Here is a 19,277-nt window from a genome sequence, read left to right as displayed (position 1 = left end):
TGAGAGCCTTTCATATTTTCTGCTGTAGCATAGGGTTGGCATCTGGCGAAGTGAAATTGATTTATTGCCGAGAGATATAGAATCCATCTATAACTCGCTTCAGCAGCATAGCGCGGTGGATATTTTTCAATGAAAAAAAACAGAATTATCCCCCAGAGAGCAAAAGAAACTAAATCGATTCAGCTTAATATCACTCATCCTGAATAAAAATAGAGAACATGATTCCTTTTAGCGACGTAAATTTTATTTCACATTTACTTGATCACCCGGAAGTCGCATAATTTAAAAAAAACAAAAATACGCATAATAATTAATAATAATTTAGTCAATAAGTCTATTTTTGACATTGCAGTCTCAATGTATCCTACTCCACGCGTATTAAAGTGATAACTCATCACCTCTCTATTTTTTAGGATTAATCATAGGAGAATTATGTTATGTCCTCTCAAGGATTGAAAACGGCTGTCGCTATTTTTCTTGCAACCACTTTTTCTGCCACATCCTATCAGGTCTGCAGTGCCGGGCCAGATACCGCCCCCACGCTCAACGTTCAGCAATCAAATGCTCTGCCCACATGGTGGAAGCAGGCTGTTTTTTATCAGGTATATCCACGCTCATTTAAAGATACAAATGGGGATGGCATTGGGGATTTAAACGGTATTATTGAGAATTTAGACTATCTGAAGAAACTGGGTATTGATGCGATTTGGATCAATCCACATTACGATTCACCCAATACGGATAATGGTTATGACATCCGGGATTACCGTAAGATAATGAAAGAATACGGTACGATGGAAGACTTTGACCGTCTTATTTCAGAAATGAAGAAACGCAATATGCGTTTGATGATTGATATTGTTATCAACCACACCAGCGATCAGCATGCCTGGTTTGTTCAGAGCAAATCGGGCAAGAACAACCCCTACAGGGACTATTACTTCTGGCGTGACGGTAAGGATGGCCATGCCCCCAATAACTACCCCTCCTTCTTCGGTGGCTCAGCCTGGGAAAAAGACGATAAATCAGGCCAGTATTACCTCCATTACTTTGCCAAACAGCAACCCGACCTCAACTGGGACAATCCCAAAGTCCGTGAAGATCTTTATGACATGCTCCGCTTCTGGTTAGATAAAGGCGTTTCTGGTTTACGCTTTGATACCGTTGCCACCTATTCAAAAATCCCGAACTTCCCTGACCTTAGCCAACAGCAGTTAAAAAATTTCGCCGAGGAATATACTAAAGGTCCTAAAATTCACGACTACGTCAATGAAATGAACAGAGAAGTATTATCCCACTATGATATCGCCACTGCGGGGGAAATATTTGGCGTTCCGCTGGATAAATCGATTAAGTTTTTCGATCGCCGTAGAAATGAATTAAATATAGCGTTTACGTTTGATCTGATCAGGCTCGATCGTGATGCTGATGAAAGATGGCGGCGAAAAGACTGGACCCTTTCTCAGTTCCGAAAAATTGTCGATAAGGTTGACCAAACGGCAGGAGAGTATGGGTGGAATGCCTTTTTCTTAGACAATCATGACAATCCCCGCGCGGTTTCTCACTTTGGTGATGATCGACCACAATGGCGCGAGCATGCGGCGAAAGCACTGGCAACATTAACGCTGACCCAGCGTGCAACGCCTTTTATCTACCAGGGTTCAGAACTCGGTATGACCAATTATCCCTTTAAAAAAATCGATGATTTCGATGATGTAGAGGTGAAAGGTTTTTGGCAAGACTACGTTGAAACAGGCAAAGTGAAAGCTGAGGAATTCCTTCAAAACGTACGCCAAACCAGCCGTGATAACAGCAGAACCCCCTTCCAGTGGGATGCAAGCAAAAACGCGGGCTTTACCAGTGGAACCCCCTGGTTAAAAATCAATCCCAATTATAAAGAAATCAACAGCGCAGATCAGATTAACAATCCAAATTCCGTATTTAACTATTATAGAAAGCTGATTAACATTCGCCATGACATCCCTGCCTTGACCTACGGCAGTTATATTGATTTAGACCCTGACAACAATTCAGTCTATGCTTACACCCGAACGCTCGGCGCTGAAAAATATCTTGTGGTCATTAATTTTAAAGAAGAAGTGATGCACTACACCCTGCCCGGGGATTTATCCATCAATAAGGTGATTACTGAAAACAACAGTCACACTATTGTGAATAAAAATGACAGGCAACTCCGTCTTGAACCCTGGCAGTCGGGCATTTATAAACTTAATCCGTAGAAGATCCTTGTGGGGCTACAAGCGTTTGTAGCCCCTTCCAGGCTCAAAAAAGGCCTGGCGACCCGGTTTACTCTGCTGCCCATTCGATTCGGTTCTTGCCCCGTTTTTTCGCTTCATACAGGGCGATATCGACACGTTTAAGTAAATTCTCGACCGTTTCGTCTTCTTTTTTGTGACCGGCGCCGATACTGACAGTAAAACGTATTTCATCCCGGATGATTATGTCCCGGGTTCGGGATAATATCTTTTCCGCCACAACGCTGGCGTCCTGTTGTGATGGCAATGTCACTATAACGGCAAATTCTTCACCGCCGATTCTTGACGCGGTAACATTACCGTCATGCAGACTACTCAACAGATTACCGAACTCCCTAAGGACTTCATCACCCATATCGTGTCCATATTTATCATTGATGTTTTTAAAAAAGTCGATATCAATGATAAAAACATAATTATCTGTGTTTTTTAACTCCAGAAGAATGTTTCTGAAATACCGTCTGTTTGGCAAGCTCGTCAATTCGTCACGATAAGAATCAATGCTGATATCGGCATATTTTCCATTGACATATCTCACAATAAAATAGATGCCAATCGAAACACAGAGCATCCCTGCCAGCTTGAAGACATCTTCAATATAATACCCCACCCACCGTGGCTGCTGGATAAATTCATCCATCACATCAAACGCAGCAGAGATGATCCAGATATGCAGGCCCAGGTTAATGCCTCTGCGCAGGCTGGCGTTAACCGTTAAACGGTTAAAACTCCATAAGATAAAGTTAAGTATTAGCCACTGAATGATGTCCACTATCCAGCCGGAATTTTCCATCCATGAATGTCCAATTTTCTTTTCCGGAAAGCTGGCCAGATTAATAATCACCACAAAAAAACATAACACCAGAGAGGATAGCATTGGTATGTAAAGATTTTTTAGTGATTCATTTTTTGTAAAAAGTCCGTCTTCATATTTCACAAATGGCATACTAACCCCTGATAAATATTGAAATGAAAATCATTCTCATATAAATTTTATGCCTGAATATTTCATTATTTACCTATCCCTGGCGGTTATAACAACATGTCATCTCCTTGTTTTGGTTTGCGTGAAAACATTGTGCTGATCTTCTCGGAACATAACAACTGGCTACCTGAATTTTACCCTGTACCAAAATCCTGCCGCACTCAGCAACAGAATTCCGGCATGATAAACACGCTCCTGAACGGAGGAAGAATGAGAAAAGCCCGCTCAGGAAATCCTGAGCGGGCTTTTTGTTTTTCATAACTTTGCACGAACCTTTGTATGATTTTAATGCATTGAGGTGAACGGGAAAGACATCCCTACTGTTACCCTACCGTTACCCTACCGGGAAAAAGGTCAGAATAGCCCGTTAAGAAATGTCATTTTATTCTTTCGCATCAAGCTGAAGATTTTTGCGCACGACCTTATCCAACAATGACGCAGGCGCGAATCTGAGAATAAAATTCAACTGTCCTGCCAGCGCGCCCGCCGTGTAACGCACCTTCGGGCGTAACGCCTGAGCCGCTTTCACCACCACGTCAGCCACAACCTCCGGGCCTTCCGCTGCGTCCATTGCTTTGCTCACCACTTTCGCAAGTTTAGCCCGGATCAGGTCATACTCTTCACGCTTCGCATCCGGCTCGATGTTATTGGCTTCAAACTGCGTTTTCGTATAGGCCGGTTCGATGACGGACACTCTGATACCCTGCGTGCGCAGTTCATGATCCAGTGCTCCCGTATACCCTTCGACCGCATGCTTACTGGCAGCATACAGGGCCACGTAGGGCAACGGAACGATGCCCAGTATTGAACCGATGTTAATGATCCGCCCACTGCCCTGACGGCGCATGTGAGGGATCACTGCCCGCGTCACCCTGACGATGCCCAGAAAGTTAGTGTCGAAAATGCGCCTGGCCTGTTCGACAGAACTTTCTTCCGCCGCCGCCGGGGCAATTCCGAAGCCCGCATTGTTCACCAGAATATCGATTCGCCCCTCCAGACGCAGCAATTCCTCAATGGCAGCCTCGACAGAAGCGTCGTCCGTCACATCCAGCGTTAATAACGGAAACGGATGCGTTCCCGCCTGGGAGCCACGCCGACTCGTGCCATAGACCGTATAACCCGCGGCTAACAGTTTATGAGCCGACGCTTCGCCGATACCTGAGGAAGCGCCGGTCACCAGTGCTACACGTTTTTTTGTCATGCTGAACAGGACCTTATTCACTAAAGCGTTTTATATCGCTCTGCGGCTTCATCTTGTTTGATGTCCGAAAGCAGAGCCTGACGCGAGGCATCGAGGGTGTCCCAGCGTGCAGCATGATGCAGTGGTGGGATGGTGACGAGTTCACGGCGATCAAAGCCCACCAGTGCGGCATCCACTAACTCGCCCACTTCCATGAATTTTGACGCATGAGTGATGTCGATCCCCGCACGATCCCAGATTTCCGTGTAAGTGCCGGCAGGGAGCACCGCCTGGACATAAATGCCCTGAGATGACAGCTCGACATTCATTCCCTGAGACAGGAAAAGAACAAAAGCTTTGGTTGCGCCGTAAACCGACATAGAAAATTCAGGGGCCAGGCCTACGATAGAACTGATGTTGACGATCGATCCTTCACCCGCTTGCACAAACCGTGGTGTCACGGCACTGGCCAGTCTCGTCAGGGCGGTAACGTTAAGCGCGATAAGGCGTTCTATCGAATCAGGCGTCTGCTCTGTAAAACTGCCGGACTGCGCGATACCCGCGTTATTGATCAGAATGCCAATCTGCGTGTCTTCACGCAGGCGGGCTTCGACCACGGCTAAATCACGCGTTTGCGTGAGGTCCGCAGGTAACACATCGACAGAAATGCCATTTTCCTGTCGCAGGCGATCGGCAAGTGTCTCTAACCTTGCTTTGTCGCGTGCAACCAGAACAAGGTTGTGTCCCCGGCGGGCGAACCGCTCAGCATAAACAGCACCAATACCCGTCGAAGCGCCTGTAATAAGAACTGAATTTTTAGTCATAAGGTGATCTTCTTTATTAATGTGTAATCAGAATCCGCAATGTGCGGTCCGGGTAGAACCTGGACATCGGCTGCTTTACTTGCTGGTTTCAGCAAGCGACGGGTAATCGGTATATCCCGCTGCGCCACCGCCATACAGCGTGTCAGGGTTAAGTGAGGCCAGAGGTGCGCCCGTTTTCAGCCTGTCGACCAGATCCGGGTTAGAAATGAATGGGCGGCCAAACGCGAACAGATCGGCTTTGCCTTGCGTAAGTTGAGCGGACGCCAGCGCCAGGTCGTAGCCGTTGTTGCCGATCCAGGTGTTTTTAAAGCGGCGGCGCAGGGAGCCGTAATCGAACGGCGATACATCACGCGGGCCACCCGTCGCGCCTTCAACCACATGGAGGTACACGATGCCTAATGCATTGAGTTGATCGGCAACGTAATCATATTGCGGCTGCGGATCGCTGCATGAAATCGCATTCGCAGGTGAAACCGGTGAAATGCGTACGCCGGTGCGATCAGCGCCGATCTCCTCTTTCACGGCCGCCGTCACTTCTAACAGCAGACGCGCACGATTCTCGACAGAGCCGCCGTACTCATCGGTACGCTGATTAGCGCCGTCTTTCAGGAACTGTTCCAGCAGATAACCATTTGCGCCATGGATCTCTACGCCATCAAACCCGGCGGCAATGGCATTGGCCGATGCTTTTCTGAAATCGTCGATAATCCCCTGTATTTCTGGTAACTCGAGCGCACGTGGCTCAGAGACATCAGCAAAACCGTTGTTCACAAAGGTCTTCGTCTCGGCACGAAGAGCAGACGGTGCGACCGGCGCAGCGCCACTCGGCTGTAAATCGACATGCGAGATGCGTCCTACGTGCCATAGCTGTACAAAAATTCGCCCACCTTTGGCATGAACCGCGTCAGTCACTTTGCGCCAGCCTTCGATTTGCGCTTGCGTATAGATCCCCGGCGTATCCTGATAGCCCTGTGCCTGTGCTGAGATCTGCGTGGCTTCGGTAATCAGTAATCCTGCGGTGGCACGCTGGGCGTAGTAGGTCGCCGCCAGTTCGCTGGGTACCAACCCTGCTGCTGCCCGGTTACGCGTCAGGGGTGCCATCACGAGATGGTTGGCCAGGGTGATGGTCCCCAGCTCGTAGGGTTGAAATAGTGTCTGGTTTGTCATGTTTAATCGCCTGCTCAGTGGATGGTCAACGTGTTGATGTAATGATGATGATCGTAATCTATAAAGTCAACTGGTTTGATTATGGTCATCATCAATGTATACTTACCTCCTATTTTTGAAACGGGCAGAAAGCATGAAAGTGTCGAAAGAGCAGGTTCGGGAAAACCGAATACGCATTGTTGAAACGGCCTCAGAACTTTTTCGTGAGCGCGGTTACGATGGCGTGGGCGTCGCGGAACTGATGTCAGCGGCAGGCTTCACCCACGGAGGGTTCTACAAGCACTTTGGTTCCAAGGCTGATCTGATGGCGGAGGCAATGAGCTGCGGTTTCACGCGATCGGCAGAAAGCACGGCAGGTGTGAACCGGGAAAAATTTATTGAATACTACCTCTCCCGACAACATCGCGATGAGATGGGAAAGGGATGTGTGATGTCGGCACTGGGCACCGATACGGCCCGTCAGTCTGAATCCATCAAGGCGACATTTGCGGCCGGGATTGAACGTCAGCTGGCCGTTTTAGGCAATGAAAATGGATCGCGCGCTGAGCTGATAGACACCATTGCGCATCTTGTCGGCGCCCTGGTGCTGTCCCGTGCCTGCCCGGATGATTCCGCTCTGGCTGATGAAATTCTGGATGTATGCCGCACTCGCCTTCTCATTCCCAGGGTAAACCTGGCTCCCAGCGTTCCACAAGCAGGTCAATAAAGGCTCTGATTCGCGGTGATAAATGGCGTTTGCTGGGATAAATGATCCGAATGGGTTCCGGGGGGAAAGGATACTCCTCAAGCACAGGGATTAACTTACCGCTACGCAAATCTTCTCCGAGCAAGTAGGTGGGCAAGTGAACGAGACCAAATCCAGCAATAGCCGATGCCCGCATGGCTTCCGAACTGTCGAGGTTCAGCCGACCGGGTCCTTCATAGACAAACGTGCCTTCCGGAGTCGCAAACCGCCAGCTGCGTCTCTTTTCTGCACTCAGAAGAAAGATAGTGTCATGCCCGGTTAAGTCTGCGGGTGTTTCTGGAACGCCTCGTGAGGATAAGTACTCGGGTGATGCACAAGTGACAATATGTTGCGAAGCAATCGTTCGGGTAAGAATGCGTGAGTCGTCGCGAGGTTCACCTATGCGAATAGCAATATCAAAACCTTCTTCTATCAGGTCAACAAACCTGTCGCTAAAGGAGACTTCTGCACGAAGTTCTGGCCACTTTTTCAGATAAATATCCAGAACAGGAAGGATATGTCGCTGCCCAAAAGAGAGCGGCGCACTCAGCCTGAGAGTCCCCGTTGGCTTAACCCTGCGCATGGCCATGGTGGCATCGACCTCCTCCAGGTCATCCAGTATCTGTCGGCAACGATCAAACATGACCCTCCCTTCATCGGTGAGACTCAGACTTCGGGTAGTACGGTTCAGTAAACGCACCCCCATACGCGTTTCGAGCCTGACAACACTTTTGCCAATGGCAGAACGAGTAAGCCCAAGGGAACTCGCTGCGTGGGTATAACTCCCGGCTTTTACCGCAGCGACAAACGCTGCGATATCACCAATGCTGTTGATCTCCATGCTTTATTTATCTCATCCAATACGGGCGTTAACGTACCCTGATATGGGAAACACATTCCCCAAATGTTTATATATTATAGGTTCCTGTTCTTTTTTAACGCAAATACAAACAGGAATAAAAATGTTGAATCAACAAACCAGGCAAGCCGTAAAAGAGTGGTCAGAAAGCCTGGCCGGTCTGGGTCCAATTATTACGGGTGAGGATACCGTAACGCCGATGAGTGAGGTGCGTGAAGCCTATACCCGTATGCTGGCTAAAAATCCTGCACCTGCCGGTGTCAGCTTTACTGAGATCGACATGGGGGGCGTTCCGGGAACGCTGGTGACTCCCGATACTCTTAAAACAGAGGCCATCGTTATGTACATCCACGGCGGGGCCTATATTGTCGGCGAACCGGCTGGCTATCACGGTATTGGTGGCAACTACGCCAGCATGCTGGGAGCACGGGTGTTCATGCCGGATTACCGACTGGCACCAGAGTATCCTTTCCCGACGCCCGTTACCGATACAGTTCGTGCGTATGAGTGGTTGATTGAACAAGGCTTTGACGCCAGCAAAATTGTGCTGGCCGGCGAGTCTGCGGGCGGCGCGATGGTTATCACCGTGATGGTTGCTGCTCGCAACAAGGGTCTGCCACTCCCAGCCGGCGGTGTTTCTATTTCACCCTGGGCTAACCTTGAGCACACTGGCTTCTCTATGACCAATAGAGAAGGCCTTGATCCTCTGAATACCAAAGCGGGTCTTGATTTTCTTGCGCGAACGTTCCTCGGCGAGGCATTGCCTAATCATCCAATGGCATCACCGGTATTTGCTGATGTAACGGGCCTGCCGCCGGTGCTCATTCAGATTGGCGAGAACGAACTGATGCTGAGCGACGCTATGCGTCTTGCAACTCATCTGGGTGATAACCGCGTTCGCGTAAACCTGGAAGTCTGGCCGGGTATGTTCCACGCCTGGCATTTCTTCTCCACGCTACAGCCTGAAGCGGTACAGGCGCTTGAGAGTTCAGTCGCTTTTATTGAACAGGCTTTGCGGGATGCAGCGAAGTCATCATTATTGATGATTGACTAAATAACGGGCGCAGCAGATGAACGCTGCGCGCTAGCTAACCGTGTCGGCAACTCTTTTTTGAGTTCCTCAAGTAAGACTCTCACTTTGGGAAGCACCGCATGAGTCCTGGGCCACATTGCAGAAATGGGGGTGGGTGGTGCCTGATATGCGGGTAAAATTGTTTGAAGCTGCCCCTTTTTAATGGCATCCCCGCACAACCAGTCAGGCAACTGCGTCACCCCACATCCGGCAATGGCGGCCTCCAGCATGGCATGACCATTATTGAAACGATAAGCAGAGGATACGACATGCCTTACAACGTGCCCCTCTTTACCCCTGATTAACCAGTAAGTTTGCCCATCTGAAGGCAACCCTGAAATGCAGTTGTGTGATGAAAGCCCATGAAGATCAATGGGGGTGCCTGCTCGTTCCAGATAGACCGAAGAGGCGCAAATAATAAGCCTTTGCTCGCCCAGTCGGGTGGCTACCAGGTCGCCTGAGTCAGGCAGAGGGCCAAGCCTCAGAGCCAGATCAAAGCCGTCTGTCGCCGGGTCGCGAACACGATCGCTGAAATCAACTTCGATATTCAGGGCGCGGTATTTTAACGCCATGATATTGAGTAAAGGCATCATAAAAAGATGCCCAAAGGCCACCGGTACCGTCAGGCGCATCAGCCCGGAAGGTTCCACTGTCCCCGCCTCGATTTTGCTTTCGGCATCTGAAATCATCTCCAGAGCAGCATTGCAGCTATTGAAATAGATCTCCCCTTCCGGTGTCAGCGACAGGCTCCGCGTACTGCGGTTGAGTAAGCGAACCCCCAGACGTGTTTCCAGACGCTTGATGCTTTTGCTGAGTGCCGAACGCGTCACGCCTAAACCGTCAGCTGCAGCGATGAAACTGCCTTTTCTGACGACTTCAGTAAATTCCTGTACGCCATTGAGTTGTGCCGTCACAGATATTGGTTCCTTTATGTCAACACTGAGGGTTTTTTTGACCAGGTAATCAGGGCCTGTAAATCAAGGTAAGATCCTCGACACTAGTTTTTTACCATGAAATTCATTCAGGAGACAGAATGAGCGAGTTATTGAATATCTATACAATGAATGGAATAAGTCTTGGTAATCGCGTCGTTATGGCACCAATGACCCGATCCCGGGCTTACAATCTTGTCCCCACTGACAGTATGGTCACCTACTATCGTCAGCGCGCCACAGCAGGTTTGATTGTTTCCGAAGGTTCACCTGTTTCAATGGAAGGTCGTGGACAAGCTTACACACCGGGAATATACACTCACGAACAGATAGAGGGCTGGAAAAAGGTCACTGAGGCAGTACATGCGGAAGGCGGGAAAATATTCATTCAGCTTTGGCACGTGGGACGTTCTTCCCACATTGCTCACCAACCTGATGGACAGGCACCGGTCAGTTCCGTCTCACGTATTGCAGAAGGCTGTACAACTCACATTCCAGGGGAAAACGATCAGTCTGTACGCGCATTTCACAGCCAGCCTCGGGCATTAACAACGGATGAAGTACCGCGGGTGACGCAGGATTTCGTTCAGGCGGCTAAAAATGCCATCGAGGCGGGATTTGACGGTGTAGAGATCCACGCTGCTAACGGCTACCTCTTTGAGCAATTTATCAATGGCGGACTTAACGACAGAACAGACCGCTATGGCGGTAATATTGCTAATCGCCTGCGATTCACGCTGGAAACGGTGGATGCGGTCTCTGCTGCCATCGGGAGTCATCGGACGGGTATCCGTATTGCACCTTTTGGTCGCCTGCAGGATATGCATGGCTTTGATGATGAGCAGGAGACCTGGCTTGCCTTGGGTATCGAACTGCGTCGTCGTCATCTTGCTTATGTGCATTTGAGCGATCAGGAATCTCTGGGGGCTCAGGCCCTCCCTGCCGGCTTCCTGACAACGTTTCGCGAGACCTACGAGGGAACTCTCATCGTCGCGGGCAGCTATACACCGGAGCGCGCAAAACGGGCACTCAGGGAAGGTTTTGCCGACTTGATCGCATTTGGACGCCCTTTTATCGCCAATCCCGATCTCGTTACACGCATGAAGAACGAGTGGCCGTTGGCTGTTCCTGACAAGAATACGTTCTACACCGGGCGAGATGCAGGTTATATAGATTATCCCTCGTATCACGTGGATTAGGTAAACCCGCGGTAATATCTCTGTGCCAGATGAGGACTCACCCGCGCAGGTTCTCTTTTTAATTGATGACAACGTGTCTGGCTTTACGCCATGCTTACGTCAATGTTCATCAGGATGAAATCAGACATGCTCATCAGGCCCGCTCCACTCTCTGTGGATTTGCCCGACTGTGGTTACAATAACGTCAGTCCCCCCAGCCAGGCACAATTCTGGCGTGATTCGACTACGGGTTATGTGGAAAGTCGTCGCGCCTGTAACAGCCGTGCATGTTATAAGCCACACAGTCACCCCACCTTTTCAATAGGGGCAGTGGATGCAGGCGGTAGCACATTTACAGGAGCGTCCGGGGGCCCTTGCGCTCTTCGGCCAGGAATGATGGTTTTCATTCCCGCTAACTGCGTTCATGCCTGTAATCCATTACCCGATCAGTCCTGGAGCTATCAGATGCTGTATCTGGATGCTGCATGGTTAAATGAAGTCATGGCTGAAATAAGCCCTATTTCAGGGGAATTCATCAGTAAAAAAGACATTCGAATCATTGATAATGAAGCGGTCTATGGCCGCTTTTGTGAAATGAATGCCACCCTGTTTTCAGACGCCAGTGCAGAAGACAAAAATACAGCGTTAATAGAGTTTATTGGCGACTGTGACTGTGGCATCAATCTGGTAGACACATTTCCTGGGTTATCAGCGGGTGTCAGGCTGGCGCTGAAAAACGTTATCGATGTGTTGCAGCAAACTGACCGGCAGCCGTGGGCATTAGCCGCGTTGGCAAATATTGCAGGCATGAGTCGCTATCAACTCATCAGGGAGTTTCGCGCGGCCACCGGAATGACACCACATGCTTACCAACTCAATGTGCGTATTAATCAGGCACGCCGCTGGCTACAGTCAGGCCATGAAATAACAGAAATTACTTATCGACTGGGTTTTGCCGATCAAAGCCATTTTCAGCGCGTATTCAAGGCTTATGCTGGCGTAACGCCGGGTTGCTATCGAGCCTGAGTAAAATGCAATTTTATTCAATACAATCCTGCCTCAAGGCTGCACCCTATTAAAAAATATTTTCTAAAAGGGTGATACCGTGATGCAACAATTTCTTATCGTGGCCGCAGCGCATTTTTTGGCGTTGCTGTCGCCAGGCCCGGATTTTTTTCTGGTTGCCCGAACCTCAATTAAAGCTGGCTGGCGTCACGCAGCGAAGGCTTGTCTGGGAATCGCGATCGCTAACGGTGTTTTTATCTTCGCGGCTTTCAGTGGTCTTACGCTTCTTCGCCCTGGCAGCATGAGCTTTATTGCCATTCAGCTTGCAGGCTGTGCCTACTTACTGTACATCGGTATACTTTTCATCCGTTTTGCAGGCACGAGTACTATCGCCGAGCATCATGTCAAAGCACCCGGGCGTGTCACCGCATCTGCCGATGTATTGAGTCACTGGCGTGTATTCGGCATGGGCTTTTTATCGGGTATTCTCAATCCAAAAAATGCGCTGTTTTACGTCAGCCTGGCCACGCTGATTGAGGGATCTCATACCGAGACAAATTTGAAGGTCTTCTATGGTGTGTGGATGTTTAGTATTGTGCTGCTGTGGGATTTACTGATAGCCATCTTCATTGGTAATCGTCTGGTATTACAATCCTTTTCGCAGTCATTACCCTGGCTGGAACGTATCTCCGGAGTCATGCTGATTGGGCTGGCGCTGAGTGTCCCCGTGGTCAATGTCATGGCACTGGCTTGAAAAGCAGCGTACTCCCCGCTTCCGACATCCGTATTATTTCGCAGCATCCACGTCTGCTGTTGGCACGGCGCAGATCGAGGCCGGTAGCAGGTCTGCGATAAGCGGACTAAGGTCTATCCTATCCGTTCGGAGCTGTAACCGGCACATTCCAAAGCCTTTGTATCCATTCCTTAATGATTTTATCATCTATGATAAACCCTTCTGTCAGCTTGACCTGGTTTATCAGGGATAAAATAACAAGGACTAAACGCATGCTTACCGTAAATATTCGAGCCACGATCGGAGGGGCTCTTTTATTGATGTCAGTCGTGGTCTCAGCGTCCGCAACTCAGTCTTTGTCCGTACCATCTGAACATCCGAACTCGCAGCGTATCTCTGTACAGACGGAAGGTTCAGGAACGGATGTCGTATTGATTCCGGGGCTGGCGTCGTCTCGCGAAGTTTGGGCCGAATTAGCATCAACTTTACGCAGGAGCCACCGTATTCATCTTGTTGAACTTGCGGGCTTTGCAAGTACGCCTGCCATTTCCAATCCTGAGGGAAAGGTCATCGCTCCGGCAGTTGACGCCATTGCTGATTACATTCACACCCAGCACATAAAAGCACCGGTGATCATTGGCCATTCTCTTGGAGGGGAGATTGCATTGATGCTGGGGGCCCGTCATCCCGACCTGGTCGGTCGTTTGATGATCGTCGATGCCTTGCCGTTCTATACGTTGATGATTGACCCTGCGGCGACCACCAAAACCGCTGCCCGGCATGCCACAGCCACGCGGGATTGGCTACTGGGGCAGTCGCCGGAACAAATCAAAGAGTCTCAGAATACATCTATCGCCCGTTTAGCTAAGACCGAGGCTGTGAGGCCTGCTCTGGTGGCTGCGGGGATCCATTCTGATCGCAAAACCGTTGCGGATACCGTGTATGAATTGATGATTACCGATTTGCGCCCCGAGCTTGGACGCATTAGAGCGCCGATTGAGGTCGTGTACGCGTATGACGCCTTATTCGGGGTTCCTGCAGCCAGCGTGGATGCGATGTACCGTAAAGCCTATGCATCTGCATCTGATATCCATTTCACGCGTATCGATGACAGTTTTCACTTTGTCATGCTTGATCAGCCAGAACGTTTTTCCAGCGCGGTTGAGTCATTCTTAAATCAATAAAGGATGCTGCTACACATCAAGTTGACGTTGGAGCTGCAGCTAAGTCCGGCCAGCAGATATAGCTGCCAAAAACAGCGATCCGGTGAACCCACTTGCCGCTCCGCTTAAGTGAAAGGCATCGCGGCATGAGGTTTTTTTGATGGTAAACCGGTCACACTCGCTGACCGGATCCCTGCTTAGCATCGTGATTAAAGCATCATGGTGTCATGCCCGTCTGCTGGCATCATGTCAGGCTTTGTTTTCGGTAAACTCCCCCTTATCGGGCCGTATCCTGAACCAGATGGCATACATGGCAGGCAGGAAGACCAGCGTGATGATGGTGCCGCCAAAGGTTCCGCCAATCAGGGTATAAGCCAGCGTGCCCCAGAACACCGAGTGCGTCAGTGGGATAAACGCCAGAATGGCCGCCATTGCCGTGAGCAGCACCGGCCGGGCTCGCTGTACCGTTGCCTCCACCACCGCATGGAAGGGTGCCAGCCCTTCCTGTTCGTTGTGATGGATCTGCCCTATCAGGATCAGGGTGTTACGCATCAGGATACCCGACAGCGCAATCAGTCCGACCAGCGCATTGATGCCAAACGGCTGATTGAACAGCAGCAGCGTGGGCACTACGCCAATCAGCCCCAGTGGCGCGGTGAGGAAGACCATCACCATCGCCGACATCGACCGCACCTGCAGGATAATAATCAACAGCGTCATGGCGATCATGACCGGGAACAGCGGTGCCATCGCCTGGGTGGCTTTGCCGGATTCTTCAATAGAACCCGCCTGCTCGATGCGGTATCCGGCCGGAAGCGTATCGATGACCGGCTGCAATGCTGTCATCATTGCCGTCGAAACATCCGGCGGCTGCAGGTTTTCGGCAATGTCCCCCCGCACGGTAATGGTCGGCGTACGATCGCGACGGCGCAGAACAGGATCTTCCATTTGCACCTCAACCTCCCCGATCTGCGACAGCGGAATGCGCTGGCCGGCAGAGCCCACTAAGGTAAAGCCCGCTATTTTGGCCGGGTCGAGCCGGATATCTCCTGCCGCCCGCCCCATGACCTGCACCGAACGAATATCTTCACGCACAGCGGTAACAGGAACCCCAGAAAGCAGGAACTGAAGCTGCTGCGCGACCGCATTCGATGTCAGCCCCACCGCCTGCAGGCGGTCCTGATTGAGGGTGAAATGCAGCGCAGGTACACGCGGCCCCCAGTCGGTGTTGACGGTCCTCATCATCGGGCTGGCCTGCATCACCTTTTCGACTTTGCCTGCAATTTCGCGCAGTTGAGTCGGATCCGGCCCCATAACACGGTAAGCCACCGGATACGGTGAATACGGACCAAACACCAACTGCGTCACGCGCACGTGCGCCTCAGGCGCCAGGCCGCTGGCCGCTGCCTCACGCAGTCTGAATTTGAGCGCTTCGCGCGCTTCCTGGCTATCCGTCAGCACGACAATTTTCGCGAACGACGGATCGGGCAGCTCGGGTGCCATCGCCAGATAAAAACGTGGCGATCCCTGGCCGATGTAAGATGTGACGATTTTTGCCTCTTTTTGCTTTTCCAGCCAGGCTTCGATTTTCGCCGTCGTGGCGCTGGTCTGTTCAATCGCGGTGCCATAAGGCATCTGCACTTCGACCAGCACCTCCGGACGATCGGAGGTAGGGAAAAACTGTTTTTTCACCAGTCCCATACCGAGAATCGCTACCGTAAAGACGGCAATAACGGTGCCAGCCACTATCCACTTGCGCGCGATCACGCGGGTCAGTACACGGCGAAAACGGTTGTAATGGCGGGTGTTGTAGATAGCAGCGTGTCCCCCTTCAACCTTTTTGATGTCGGGCAGCATTTTCACGCCCAGATAAGGCGTAAACACGACCGCCACAACCCAGGAGGCAATCAGGGCGATACCGACAATCCAGAACATGTTGCTGGTGTATTCGCCGGCGGTGGACTGGGCAAAACCATTGGGCATGAAACCGACGGCAGTGACCAGCGTGCCCGCCAGCATCGGGGCCGCCGTGTGGCTCCAGGCATAGGCCGACGCTTTGACGCGGTCGTAGCCCTCTTCCATTTTCACCACCATCATCTCGATGGCGATAATGGCATCATCGACCAGTAACCCGAGAGCCAGGATCAACGAGCCCAGGGTAATGCGGTCAAAGTTTTTGCCGGAAGCCTCCATCACCACGAAGACGATCGCCAGCGTTAACGGCACCGCTGCGGCCACCACCACGCCCACGCGCCATCCCATACTGACGAAGCACACCAACATCACCACCAGCAGCGCGACAAAGAATTTAATCATAAACTCGTCAACGGCGGAGCTGATGTTGACTGACTGATCCGTGACCTTGGTCAGGGTCATGCCCAGCGGCATGCCCTCATTGATGTTGACCATTTCCGTATCCAGCGCCTTACCCAACTCCAGACCGTTCCAGCCGTCGCGCATGATGACGCCCAGCAGCAGCGCCGGTTCACCCTGATTGCGGATCTTAAAGGTTGCAGGGTCTTCATAGCCACGCTCAACGGTGGCTACGTCAGAAAGCTGCAGGGTCCTGCCCTGCACAACGATGGGCGTTTTGCGGATTTTTTCCAGTGTGTCGAAGGCACCGTCCAGGCGGATAAAGACCTGCGGCCCCTGGGTATCAATCGAACCCGCGGGCGTCAGGACGTTCTGGCTGTTAAGGGCGGAGAAAATATCCTGAGGCGAAATACCCAGCGTGGCCAGCCGGTCATGCGAGAACGAAACAAAGATGCGTTCGGCCTGTTCGCCAATGATATTGACCTTCTTGACCCCCGGCACATGCAGAATTTGCTGGCGCAACGCTTCCGCATCGCGCACCAGCAGCCGCTGTGGCTCGCCTTTGGCCTTCAGCGCAAAGAGCGCAAAGGTCACGTCGGAGAATTCATCATTGACCATCGGCCCGATGACGCCTGCCGGCAGGTTTTTGGTCTCATCCCCCAGCTTCTTACGTGCCTGATAAAACGCTTCCTGCACCTGTGAAGGCGGTGTGCTGTCCTTCAGCGAAAGCATGGTAAAAGCCAGACCGGGACGCGTATACGTTTCGCTGCGGTCATACCACTTCAGCTCCTGCATCCGCTTTTCCAGCGGTTCAGCCACCTGATCCTGCATCTCCTGCGCGGTGGCGCCCGGCCAGGCAGAAATAATGGTCATCTGCTTGACCGTAAACGGCGGGTCTTCAGCCCGTCCCAGTTCAAAAAATGAAAGAATACCGGCCACAGTAATCAGGATAATCAGGAACAGCGTGATTGAGCGCTCACGCACGGCGAGCGCTGAAAGATTGAATCGCCCCCCGCTCATGGCTGGCTCCCGGCGACGCGGGCATCGCTTTGTTCGGCCATGCGTACGGCCTCACCGTCATGCAGCAGATGCGCTCCCAGGGCGACCACCTGCTCTCCCGGCTTAAGGGAACCGGTCACCCTCGCCGCATCGTCACCCAATCCCTGCACCTGTACAGGCCGCCATGACACTTTGGCGGGCTTACCCGAAATCTCCCAGACCCCCGGCCCTTTGCCCGGATCATAGATGGCCGCTAAAGGCACCTGCATCACCTGGCCCGGTAATTTATCGTCTGCAATATGAAGGGTAACGGTGGATCCCAGAGGCGCGCTCGCCAGTGCCCCCTCAAGCACATATCTTGCCTCGAAGGTACGTGTGAGTGGATCTGCCGCATCGGAAAGGAGCCGCAGTTTCGCAGGGACGGACTGTTTACCGGTGCCGTACAACGTTGCCCCGGCCTCGCTTCCGGCAGCCGGGCGTAGCGTCTCGGGCAACTGCACGATGGCCTCGCGCTGCCCTGCTCTGGCCAGACGAACCACCGGCTGACCGGCACTGACAACCTGACCGGGTTCAGCCAGCGTATCCATGACCACGCCGTCGGCATCCGCCAGCAGCACGGCGTAGCCCGTCGCGTTTTGCGCCACATTCGCCTGTGCCTGGGCCGCACTGAGTTCGGCTTTCGCCGTATCGGCAACGGCCTTGATCTGATCGTAGGCCGATGCCGATACGGCACCGCCCGCAACCAGCCCGCGGTAACGCGCCTCGTCAGCAGACGTTTGTTTTGCACGAGCCCGTGCCGCCGCGACGGCCTGTTGCTGAGCCTGCGCCTGCAGGCTCAGGTCAACCGGATCCAGACGCATCAATGGCTGGCCGCGTTTAACGGTCTGGCCGGTATCGACCAGACGTTCAAGGATTTTGCCTTGCACTCTGAAACCGAGATCGCTTTGAATCCGGGCGACAACAACGCCGGTAAATGATCGGGAGACATCGGCAGCACTCACCACGGTCGCAGACCTGACCAGAGGAGGCTGAGCACGAGGGTCGTCGGTGACGGAAGTGTCACCGCAGGCCACAAGGGCAAGTGGCAACAGGCAAACGGCAAAGGTGGCAGGATTAAGCCTGAGCATGGGTTCCCTTCATTACGTTAACAGGAGAGTAACCGCATTCTCAGACCAGTGACCAATAATGTCAATAGTCACCTTTTCAGGGTGACAAACTTCTCAGGATCAGTGAGGACAGGAGCGTAGCCGCAGCCGGTGCTGTTTCCAGATTGTATTGTAACTGGACAGGACTGATATAAGGCCGCATGACCAGATATATCGCATGAGCCGCCTCGTCCAGCGGGGTTTTACGTTCAAATTCTCCCGCCTGCCGCCCTTCAACAATGATTTGCTCAATCAGTTTTCGCAACCGTTCTTCATGAGCCTCTGCTGACGGCCACTTGTCCCGCGCCGCGACGGCAGCAATGTCGTAAAGCTTGCGATCGTGAAAAAACAGATCACTGCCGGCTTCAGTCAGTGCTCTGAATAAACGCCGCAATTTTTCGGAAGCTGACGGCGCATCAGCAATCGCTGAATTGACAATCGCCATGATCATCGCCAGCCGGTTGGTGCAGATCACCTCGCCGATCGCCTGCTTGGAATCAAAAAATTTATAGATATAAGCTTTTGAAAAACCTATCGCTTTTGCCAAATCGGAGACGGTGGTTTTTTCATAGCCAAAATGCCCGAAATGCTCTGTGGCCGCGTCCACAACCTGATCGCGAACACCGTGATCCGATGGCCCCCTTGGGGCATGTACATTTATATGTTTAGTCATTTTTCCAGCTTAGCTCAATGAGCCCTGATTGACAACGAGTGACCATTTG

The 19,277-nt window shown here is 51.7% G+C and carries 16 protein-coding genes; 7 read left to right on the top strand and 9 right to left on the bottom strand.

All coding sequences use genetic code 11. The features are described 5' to 3' along the window. The first annotated feature begins 437 nt into the window (after window positions 1-437). Window positions 438-2,240, top strand: coding sequence for a glycoside hydrolase family 13 protein (locus FVB43_RS07585; RefSeq protein ID WP_167863712.1), 1,803 nt, complete (start codon window positions 438-440; stop codon window positions 2,238-2,240). Between the two features lie 67 nt (window positions 2,241-2,307). On the opposite strand, the gene FVB43_RS07580 is transcribed toward FVB43_RS07585, so the two are convergent. From FVB43_RS07580 to FVB43_RS07565, 4 genes are all read right to left on the bottom strand, one after another. Next, a complete protein-coding gene (locus FVB43_RS07580) occupies window positions 2,308-3,222 on the bottom strand; it encodes a GGDEF domain-containing protein (RefSeq protein ID WP_167863711.1) in 915 nt (304 codons plus the stop codon). A 421-nt stretch (window positions 3,223-3,643) separates the two neighbouring features. After that, window positions 3,644-4,462, bottom strand: a complete 819-nt coding sequence (locus tag FVB43_RS07575) for an oxidoreductase (protein ID WP_133841654.1) — start codon at window positions 4,460-4,462, stop codon at window positions 3,644-3,646. A 20-nt stretch (window positions 4,463-4,482) separates the two neighbouring features. Next, the gene (locus FVB43_RS07570; protein ID WP_167863710.1) at window positions 4,483-5,265 is read right to left on the bottom strand and encodes an SDR family NAD(P)-dependent oxidoreductase; all 783 of its coding nucleotides are present in this window, start codon (window positions 5,263-5,265) and stop codon (window positions 4,483-4,485) included. Window positions 5,266-5,340: 75 nt separating this feature from the next. Next, window positions 5,341-6,432 (bottom strand): alkene reductase, encoded by a 1,092-nt coding sequence (locus FVB43_RS07565; RefSeq protein ID WP_167863709.1) that lies wholly within the window; start codon window positions 6,430-6,432, stop codon window positions 5,341-5,343. Window positions 6,433-6,565: 133 nt separating this feature from the next. On the opposite strand from FVB43_RS07565, the gene FVB43_RS07560 reads away from it, so the two are divergent. Further along, window positions 6,566-7,138, top strand: coding sequence for a TetR/AcrR family transcriptional regulator (locus FVB43_RS07560; RefSeq protein ID WP_167863708.1), 573 nt, complete (start codon window positions 6,566-6,568; stop codon window positions 7,136-7,138). Here the strand turns inward: FVB43_RS07560 and FVB43_RS07555 are convergent. Beyond that, a complete protein-coding gene (locus tag FVB43_RS07555; RefSeq protein WP_159336412.1) occupies window positions 7,089-7,997 on the bottom strand; it encodes a LysR family transcriptional regulator in 909 nt (302 codons plus the stop codon). The two genes, FVB43_RS07560 and FVB43_RS07555, sit on opposite strands and share 50 nt — an antisense overlap. A gap of 121 nt (window positions 7,998-8,118) precedes the next feature. Between FVB43_RS07555 and FVB43_RS07550 the strand changes: the two genes are divergently transcribed. Then, on the top strand, window positions 8,119-9,069 hold the full coding sequence (locus FVB43_RS07550; protein ID WP_133841649.1) for an alpha/beta hydrolase: 951 nt from the start codon (window positions 8,119-8,121) through the stop codon (window positions 9,067-9,069). Here the strand turns inward: FVB43_RS07550 and FVB43_RS07545 are convergent. Further along, window positions 9,066-10,001 (bottom strand): LysR family transcriptional regulator, encoded by a 936-nt coding sequence (locus FVB43_RS07545; protein ID WP_159336410.1) that lies wholly within the window; start codon window positions 9,999-10,001, stop codon window positions 9,066-9,068. The two genes, FVB43_RS07550 and FVB43_RS07545, sit on opposite strands and share 4 nt — an antisense overlap. A gap of 119 nt (window positions 10,002-10,120) precedes the next feature. Between FVB43_RS07545 and FVB43_RS07540 the strand changes: the two genes are divergently transcribed. From FVB43_RS07540 to FVB43_RS07525, 4 genes are all read left to right on the top strand, one after another. Beyond that, window positions 10,121-11,218, top strand: coding sequence for an alkene reductase (locus FVB43_RS07540; RefSeq protein ID WP_167863707.1), 1,098 nt, complete (start codon window positions 10,121-10,123; stop codon window positions 11,216-11,218). A 90-nt stretch (window positions 11,219-11,308) separates the two neighbouring features. Next, entirely contained in the window at window positions 11,309-12,223 is a 915-nt protein-coding gene (locus FVB43_RS07535) for a helix-turn-helix domain-containing protein (RefSeq protein ID WP_197931261.1), read from the top strand. 82 nt (window positions 12,224-12,305) lie between these two features. Beyond that, window positions 12,306-12,956 (top strand): LysE family translocator, encoded by a 651-nt coding sequence (locus tag FVB43_RS07530; RefSeq protein ID WP_167863847.1) that lies wholly within the window; start codon window positions 12,306-12,308, stop codon window positions 12,954-12,956. Between the two features lie 251 nt (window positions 12,957-13,207). Beyond that, window positions 13,208-14,119 carry an alpha/beta fold hydrolase gene (locus FVB43_RS07525; protein WP_167863706.1) on the top strand — a complete coding sequence of 304 codons (912 nt, stop codon included), beginning with the start codon at window positions 13,208-13,210 and terminating at the stop codon, window positions 14,117-14,119. Window positions 14,120-14,347: 228 nt separating this feature from the next. On the opposite strand, the gene FVB43_RS07520 is transcribed toward FVB43_RS07525, so the two are convergent. From FVB43_RS07520 to FVB43_RS07510, 3 genes are all read right to left on the bottom strand, one after another. Next, window positions 14,348-17,431 carry an efflux RND transporter permease subunit gene (locus FVB43_RS07520; RefSeq protein WP_167863705.1) on the bottom strand — a complete coding sequence of 1,028 codons (3,084 nt, stop codon included), beginning with the start codon at window positions 17,429-17,431 and terminating at the stop codon, window positions 14,348-14,350. Beyond that, on the bottom strand, window positions 17,428-18,537 hold the full coding sequence (locus FVB43_RS07515) for an efflux RND transporter periplasmic adaptor subunit (protein ID WP_167863704.1): 1,110 nt from the start codon (window positions 18,535-18,537) through the stop codon (window positions 17,428-17,430). Before FVB43_RS07515 ends, FVB43_RS07520 begins: the two co-directional genes overlap by 4 nt. Window positions 18,538-18,613: 76 nt before the next feature. Beyond that, window positions 18,614-19,228: a TetR/AcrR family transcriptional regulator gene (locus FVB43_RS07510; protein ID WP_133841643.1), complete on the bottom strand. Its 615-nt coding sequence runs from the start codon at window positions 19,226-19,228 to the stop codon at window positions 18,614-18,616. Between the last annotated feature and the right edge of the window lie 49 nt (window positions 19,229-19,277).

The sequence above is a fragment of the Erwinia rhapontici genome, assembly GCF_012271765.1.
Classification (GTDB): domain Bacteria; phylum Pseudomonadota; class Gammaproteobacteria; order Enterobacterales; family Enterobacteriaceae; genus Erwinia; species Erwinia rhapontici.
The sequence above is the reverse complement of the archived record's forward strand: the minus strand, read 5'-3'. Positions and strand labels throughout refer to the sequence as shown.

Coding starts and splice junctions, on each gene's coding strand:
- FVB43_RS07570 (WP_167863710.1), bottom strand. CDS start 5,265: ATGACTAAAAATTCAGTTCTTATTACAGGCGCTTCGACGGGTATTGGT.
- FVB43_RS07525 (WP_167863706.1), top strand. CDS start 13,208: ATGCTTACCGTAAATATTCGAGCCACGATCGGAGGGGCTCTTTTATTG.
- FVB43_RS07515 (WP_167863704.1), bottom strand. CDS start 18,537: ATGCTCAGGCTTAATCCTGCCACCTTTGCCGTTTGCCTGTTGCCACTT.
- FVB43_RS07575 (WP_133841654.1), bottom strand. CDS start 4,462: ATGACAAAAAAACGTGTAGCACTGGTGACCGGCGCTTCCTCAGGTATC.
- FVB43_RS07540 (WP_167863707.1), top strand. CDS start 10,121: ATGAGCGAGTTATTGAATATCTATACAATGAATGGAATAAGTCTTGGT.
- FVB43_RS07535 (WP_197931261.1), top strand. CDS start 11,309: ATGCTTACGTCAATGTTCATCAGGATGAAATCAGACATGCTCATCAGG.
- FVB43_RS07550 (WP_133841649.1), top strand. CDS start 8,119: ATGTTGAATCAACAAACCAGGCAAGCCGTAAAAGAGTGGTCAGAAAGC.
- FVB43_RS07555 (WP_159336412.1), bottom strand. CDS start 7,997: ATGGAGATCAACAGCATTGGTGATATCGCAGCGTTTGTCGCTGCGGTA.
- FVB43_RS07530 (WP_167863847.1), top strand. CDS start 12,306: ATGCAACAATTTCTTATCGTGGCCGCAGCGCATTTTTTGGCGTTGCTG.
- FVB43_RS07560 (WP_167863708.1), top strand. CDS start 6,566: ATGAAAGTGTCGAAAGAGCAGGTTCGGGAAAACCGAATACGCATTGTT.
- FVB43_RS07565 (WP_167863709.1), bottom strand. CDS start 6,432: ATGACAAACCAGACACTATTTCAACCCTACGAGCTGGGGACCATCACC.
- FVB43_RS07580 (WP_167863711.1), bottom strand. CDS start 3,222: ATGCCATTTGTGAAATATGAAGACGGACTTTTTACAAAAAATGAATCA.
- FVB43_RS07510 (WP_133841643.1), bottom strand. CDS start 19,228: ATGACTAAACATATAAATGTACATGCCCCAAGGGGGCCATCGGATCAC.
- FVB43_RS07585 (WP_167863712.1), top strand. CDS start 438: ATGTCCTCTCAAGGATTGAAAACGGCTGTCGCTATTTTTCTTGCAACC.
- FVB43_RS07520 (WP_167863705.1), bottom strand. CDS start 17,431: ATGAGCGGGGGGCGATTCAATCTTTCAGCGCTCGCCGTGCGTGAGCGC.